Below are 6139 nucleotides of genomic sequence, written 5' to 3'. Positions count from 1 at the left end.
AGCTCTTTAACCTGACTACTGATCAGATCATTAACTATGATGGCAGGATGCCAAAGGAAGTGATGATTGAAGATAAGACCGCTGTTGAGCAGATGCGGTTGATACAGCAGTTAGACGAAGACGATAAGCAAACGATCTTCAAGCTCATTGATAAAATGCTCACCAATAAAAAGTTCAAGGACTTCTTTAATAAAAACATCGCAGCATTGTAAAAAGTAAAAGCCCGGCACGCACCGGGCTTTATTGTTACGATTCTTTTACACTTGCACAATCTAACACATAATAATATTTAGAAAAATCAGGGAGGATTTTCTGCTCAATGAAAAAGTTCAACTGCTCTATCTGGTTTGCATCAAGAATATAACCGTCATACAACAGAGGATCATCACTCTTTGGAGGAACGATCTCTTTTAATTTTTCAAATGGTATTATATCTACATTAATCTCATGTATAGAATCTCTGCTTCCCTTATCGTATGTTTCAATCCATCTTTCAACTTTTGGTAACATAGTATTTGTTTTATAATGCTAATACCGGGCCGCAGCTCCACCAGTGCCAATCGTAGCGGCTACGCCAATTAATTTCCAAATAACATAAACTGTCACTACTATCACCCCTGCTTTAACGGCAGTCTCTCCATTATTAAATGATCCGGTAGCTTGCGGCGGTGACGGAGATAGTGGCATATTATTTTGAGGATATAATAGCTTATCCAATGAAAAAGGATTCGAGTTATCCGGAAGAGGATTAAATTTAGGAGTTGTTCTTCCCGGTACGGGATCTTTAATCTGCTCCCCGGTTTCAGGGTCATAAGAGCCCTGATGCTTCTTTCCATTCTTATCATACTTTTCCACTTCTCCATGCTGCTTATCCCATTCTAATATTGATCCATCGGGAAGCTTCCATCTTTGTCGTCCGCTTTCAGGATTATACTGCCTTTTACTTGCATCATGGAAGCCAGGAAGCGTTTTAGGTGCCGGGAAGTAGTTACCATCAGGCTTAGTCGTATCTGCAACATCACCTAATATATCCACAAATTTAATTGGATTATTAAGCATCGCCGTATAAGAACTCCACGCATACATGCTATCTACTTTGGGATCTATTTGTAAAAATCTTCCTATTTGTGGATCATGCGTACGATAGAAGGATTCGTACAAATTAATATTAAAATCGCTGTTGAACTCATACTGCTGATACTTCTTCTTATTCTCAGGCCCTCCGAACGACAATGCCTTACTCGATATCCCTGCCATCGTCAACCCGAACGGATAATAACCGCCAACCACTTTTTAACTCCCCTTTCATTTTTGGGGAACCGGTTTGGGTGCTTCACTCAAAGAACTGCTACAGCCCTAAAAGTAATAGCTTTTATTTTCAATTGAAAGAAAAAAGTAAATTCATTGCTGCAACTCATGCCGTCTGTTTGCGGGATGCACGACGGCGAAAAAAATTTAGTTGATTGCCCGCTTGAGCTATCGATCAGAACGATACTTCCCGGGGCAATCAAACAAGTTTTTTTTGCAAGCCAAAGCCTCCATAGTACAATAACAAGTTGAACGATTATTCCGGCGGCTGCGGCAGGTTTGGCGATGGTTTATGATTGTTCCTGCTGTAAGTTGGCAGAGCCTGCCCCGCTATTGGCGGGAACAGCCTGCATGAACGAAGCAAGGGAGGAGGCACGACGACCGCAGCGTAGAGAAGGAAGGCTGGCCGTCGCCACCACCCGCCATACGGAAGGCAGCGCTGGGCCGGGAGTGCGAAGCCCGCCCCAAAAAGGCGGGCAAGCACGCAGGCACAGCAGAGGCCCCTGGCACCTTATTAATGAGCCGGAGCGCAGCGCAGGCGTATAATATGCTAAAGGCTGCTGACGCCGGCAGGTGGCGGTCGCGCGGTGGAGGCCGCCTGGATGCAGCCACAGCAACGCGGTCGAACTGAGTACACTTGCTTCTATAAGACACCAGCGGTGATGGCGCTGCAGACAGAGGAGCGGCCGGAGTGAAGGCGAGGGAGGCAACGCAAGACCTGTGACAGCCTGCGTAGCGCAGCGGAGCACCCGCAGCGCAGCGGAGGGCGGTGACAGGCAACGGCTAACATTCTTAATAAAAAAGCTCGTGGCCTGGCACCGGGCTGGCGCGAGGCTTGCTTGCCGACCGAGACCGAACACCTTATTTCCTGTCGAAGGTAACTGCTACAGGATCTGTTCAAGACCAGTTAAGCGATACGTTATTCCTTCATCGGATGATGGTGCTGTAATTCATTCTGCAGGTCTTCAAGTCCGCTAAGTTGATAGCGTTCTGTCGAGCTCACGTACTTATGTCCGGCCATGTATTGCACCTGTCGCAAATTATCTTTCTTCAGCCATTCTGTGATCACACTGCTGCGGATCTGTTTCGCGTTGATGATTCGCGGATTCAGTTTCTTCAACTGTTCGAACATGTGTTTAATACGATTGGCAACGTTGTTCTCGCTCACATCGCTGCGCTTGGGCATATAAAAAACATTTCCTGTTCGATAGCGATTGTCTTTCAGATAAGATTGCAACACCGGCAACTGAGCAGCTTTCAGCTCCAGTGTCCGTTCATTGGTTCTGGCCGTTCCTTTGATAAAGACCTTTCCTTCTTTCAGTTTAATGTCATCGATCTTCAGCCGCATGATCTCCGCCACCGTTAAGCCCTGCCAGATCATCAGCCCTAACATGCTCTTCTTTCCGGCATCAACATTTAACTGCAAGCTGTACTGCTGATACAGCTCTTCCATTTCTGCCATGGTTAAAAGATTGCTCGGAAGCTTTCTTACCAGTCCTTTGATGAACACACCTACGGCCGGATTATCTGCTCTCCTGCCATCAGCGATCAGATAAGTAAAGTAATGACGGATCACACCGGTCAGGTCATGGATCGTTCGTTTGGTCAGTTGTTGCTGATTACAATAACGAAGGAACCCGAACAGGTGATGATAGTTCATTGCTGCCTCATCGATATTATATTTCTCCACATAGCCGGTGAACCGCGCAATGTATTTTTCATAAGCGGATACGGTTGCTTGGCTGTATCCTTTTTGCTGCAGGTAATTGGTAAATATCATATAGATTGATTTTAAAAGGCTGCCTTCCCTTCAGGCTTGGGCAGCCAGGTGAGTATAAATTTGTGTACTGTCAAGATCGCCGTGACCCAGGAACTGCTGGATCCGCTCCAGCTTCATGCCTGATTGTAATAAGTGTGTAGCAATAGAATGACGCAGTGTATGTGTACCCACTTTCTTGTGCAGTTTCGCTTTCTTCGCCAGTCCCATGATGCGCACATACAGACTTTGTTTGTTCATTGGCCGGCCTTTGTTCGCATCCACAAAGAGATAACTATGATGACCGTCCTGTAACAACTGCGGCCGACCGTAGTCCATGTAAAAGCAGAGTTCTGTAAAGTTCTTGCCGGCCAGTGGCACGATGCGTCTTTATAATGCTTGCCTTTGCGCACATGGATTCTTTTGTTATTCCGGTCGATATCTTTCAGCTCCAAACTGGTTCCTTCATTCAACCGCAACCCGCAACCATAGAACACCGCTAACATCGCGCGATCTCTGATTCCTAACACACTGTCTCCCGTTACTTCGTATAAAGATTGGATTTCCTGCTTCGTTAACCAGGTTGGGTTTGCTCTCCCGCCATCCATTCTCTCCAGGTGGAACCCGATACCGCTCTGACCACTTTCGCGCAGGTAACGGCTGAACAGCTTTAACGCCTGTATCTGTTTATTGACATGACCACTGCCACAACCCCGACCAATGGTAGTTTGTATAAAGTGGTTGGCATCGACCGCCTCTAGTTGTTGCAGGATTGTCTTTTGCTGCTGCTCCTGGTACTGTAAAAAGTCTGTAACCGCTAACAGTAATGCAGGGGTGCTTAAAGGCGAGTAACCCAATAACACTAACCACTGGTTGAACTGTTCAGACAATAAGAGGTACTCTGCACTTTTGCAGCTTTTCTTTTCTGTTTCCCATAAAATATCACCTAACTTTACAAACGCCTTCTTATATCTGGCTTTTAAACGATAAATATGACTTTCGGCGAACATATCACCACCCTGCGTAAGCGCAAGAGCCTTTCCCAAGCTGACCTCGGCAAACTCGTCGGTACCTCCGGCGATATCATCGGCAAGTATGAACGTGATGAAGTAAAGCCTTCCATTGAAGTGGCTTCCAAAATCGCTGATGCCCTTGAAGTATCATTGGATTACCTGGTCGGAAAGACCAGCGTGGAGATAGGCAGCAGAACACTCAATCGCTTGCAGGATATACAAAAACTCAACGAACACGATAAGGCTACCGTGCTCGAGATACTCGATGCTTTTCTAAGAGACAGAAAAGCTAAAAAAGCTTATACCATTTAAAATAAAAAGCCCATAAAGGTTTTAAAACATTCACGCTTAAAAACTTCTATGATAGAAAATATAATCCCATTAATTATAGGTCTTGTATTCCTTTTTATAGCTATCAAGACATTGCGCAAGCATAATAAGCTTAAAAAAACAGGAATAACAACAGAAGGCGTTGTATACGATGTATTAAAGGAAGCGGATTCGTCTTTCAATTTCAGCTATCCTATAATCCGTTTTACAACCCTAACTCAAGAGTGGATCACAGAAACTGCTAACATTGGCACACTCCCTGGCTTCTATAAAAAGGGCCAGAAAGTTACAGTTATCTATGATCAAAACTCTCCAAAAGAGTTTACCCTCGATTCAAAAACAATCAGATTTATACTTCTCCTCTTTCTAATAATCGGCTTATTAACCACAACACTGGGAGTATATTTATTAATTCGTGTAAAACTTTAAAGACCCTTCTAGCTCCTCGTCTATATCTTCATCAAAAAGGAACTTATAAAGCCTTATAGTATCACCATTATTGTAGAACATAAAAATAAATCGATAAAACTTCTTCTCATACTTAGCCAAACAACTGTATATACCTATATCTTCTTCAATAAACCGCTTCTTCAATACCCGGAACCCTTTGTATGTGCCTGACATTTCATTAACCGAAACAAAACTTCTTTTAAGAAACAAAGTAGAAGAGTCCTCCAAACTTATATGGGGATTATTTTTTAACAATTCGTCTAGTGCAACTGAAGGCCTCTTTGCCTGAATGCCTTTAAAAAATGTTTCTATTAAAGGTAATGCAGTCTTATCAATATTATTCTTAGTTGACTGAGAACTGCACCCAATACCAATCAAAATAAATACTACCAGTATCGCTCTCATTTTATTCGTTTTTTATTTAGGCCCTTCCGGACTTTTCCCTCCAAAAAGTTTGGTAGCATCTTGTGCTAACGCCTTGCCGTATTCTCCAATAGCACCAAAGAAATTCGCAACCGCATTACCTGCTGCTACCAAGTTAGCTTTAACCTCAACTCCAACGGCCATTATATGTGCACCAACACTAACTGCAGGATCCATACCACTTACAGTTGCCTCACCTGATGTTTTAGATCCTTTATCTTCTATCTTCTTTGATGCAGAAAAGCTGAAATCTGCTCCTCCATTAAATGGATTAATGACTAAATTACCATCCTTTACCTGAGCATCCACTGCAATCATACCAGCCTTCCAACCAACAACCCCGACTTCTGCCTTAACGCCCATACTAGCAAGATTTCCTTCAGCAGTAGTTTCTCCACCCAAATTTGTAGTAACAGATACCTGCGGCCCGCCAATCCCTGCCTTTAACTTACCTCCCGGGATTTGAGCCGAAAATCCTAAGCCCGGCCCTATTGACAAAGTTACCTCAACGGCTTGAGGCGCATTTTTGTTAAATGATTCCATTTGCTTCTGAGTACCGGAACTCATCATGGCCCTCACGCGTGGATCATTAGAATCTAACTTCTCCAACCCCTCCAATTCAATATGCCGAGTGACCTGATTTTCTGAAAACGCATATGGCGAGTTATATACATAATCATTAGCAAGCGGATCTATCTGTATAAACCTTCCTATTTGAGGATCATGATTGCGATATTTAAAGCCATACCAGTTCAGTCCCAAATCATCATCCAGTGGTTGCCCCTGGAACTTTTCATTCTTATTCTCAGGCTCTCCGAACGATAATGCCTTGCTCGATATCCCTGCCATGGTAAGTCCA

The 6139-nt window shown here is 43.9% G+C and carries 10 protein-coding genes; 3 read left to right on the top strand and 7 right to left on the bottom strand.

Features of this window, described 5'->3' with window-relative positions:
* Positions 1-212, top strand: a 212-nt coding sequence (locus LZZ85_RS28125) for a hypothetical protein (protein ID WP_237877465.1), incomplete at its 5' end; no start/stop codon positions are given.
* A gap of 34 nt (positions 213-246) precedes the next feature.
* Here the strand turns inward: LZZ85_RS28125 and LZZ85_RS28120 are convergent.
* The 5 genes from LZZ85_RS28120 to LZZ85_RS28910 all read right to left on the bottom strand — a co-directional run bounded on the left by LZZ85_RS28120 (position 247) and on the right by LZZ85_RS28910 (position 4074).
* Entirely contained in the window at positions 247-510 is a 264-nt protein-coding gene (locus LZZ85_RS28120; RefSeq protein WP_237877462.1) for a DUF7683 domain-containing protein, read from the bottom strand.
* An 18-nt stretch (positions 511-528) separates the two neighbouring features.
* The gene (locus tag LZZ85_RS28115) at positions 529-1290 is read right to left on the bottom strand and encodes a colicin E3/pyocin S6 family cytotoxin (protein WP_349291759.1); all 762 of its coding nucleotides are present in this window, start codon (positions 1288-1290) and stop codon (positions 529-531) included.
* Between the two features lie 937 nt (positions 1291-2227).
* Positions 2228-3088 (bottom strand): tyrosine-type recombinase/integrase, encoded by an 861-nt coding sequence (locus LZZ85_RS28110; protein ID WP_237877458.1) that lies wholly within the window; start codon positions 3086-3088, stop codon positions 2228-2230.
* A 30-nt stretch (positions 3089-3118) separates the two neighbouring features.
* Positions 3119-3403 carry a tyrosine-type recombinase/integrase gene (locus LZZ85_RS28915; protein WP_255724386.1) on the bottom strand — a complete coding sequence of 95 codons (285 nt, stop codon included), beginning with the start codon at positions 3401-3403 and terminating at the stop codon, positions 3119-3121.
* Positions 3322-4074, bottom strand: coding sequence for a tyrosine-type recombinase/integrase (locus LZZ85_RS28910; protein ID WP_255724385.1), 753 nt, complete (start codon positions 4072-4074; stop codon positions 3322-3324). The genes LZZ85_RS28915 and LZZ85_RS28910 overlap by 82 nt, the downstream gene beginning before the upstream one ends.
* Here LZZ85_RS28910 and LZZ85_RS28100 point away from each other — a divergent pair.
* Positions 4057-4389 carry a helix-turn-helix domain-containing protein gene (locus tag LZZ85_RS28100; protein WP_237877455.1) on the top strand — a complete coding sequence of 111 codons (333 nt, stop codon included), beginning with the start codon at positions 4057-4059 and terminating at the stop codon, positions 4387-4389. The two genes, LZZ85_RS28910 and LZZ85_RS28100, sit on opposite strands and share 18 nt — an antisense overlap.
* Positions 4390-4437: 48 nt before the next feature.
* Positions 4438-4836 (top strand): DUF3592 domain-containing protein, encoded by a 399-nt coding sequence (locus LZZ85_RS28095; RefSeq protein WP_237877453.1) that lies wholly within the window; start codon positions 4438-4440, stop codon positions 4834-4836.
* On the opposite strand, the gene LZZ85_RS28090 is transcribed toward LZZ85_RS28095, so the two are convergent.
* Positions 4816-5262 (bottom strand): hypothetical protein, encoded by a 447-nt coding sequence (locus LZZ85_RS28090; protein WP_237877451.1) that lies wholly within the window; start codon positions 5260-5262, stop codon positions 4816-4818. The two genes, LZZ85_RS28095 and LZZ85_RS28090, sit on opposite strands and share 21 nt — an antisense overlap.
* Positions 5263-5274: 12 nt before the next feature.
* Positions 5275-6139, bottom strand: an 865-nt coding sequence (locus LZZ85_RS28085) for an RHS repeat-associated core domain-containing protein (protein ID WP_237877449.1), incomplete at its 5' end; no start/stop codon positions are given.

This window comes from Terrimonas ginsenosidimutans, from assembly GCF_022012415.1.
Taxonomy (GTDB): Bacteria; Bacteroidota; Bacteroidia; order Chitinophagales; family Chitinophagaceae; genus Terrimonas_A; species Terrimonas_A ginsenosidimutans.
The sequence above is the reverse complement of the archived record's forward strand: the minus strand, read 5'-3'. Positions and strand labels throughout refer to the sequence as shown.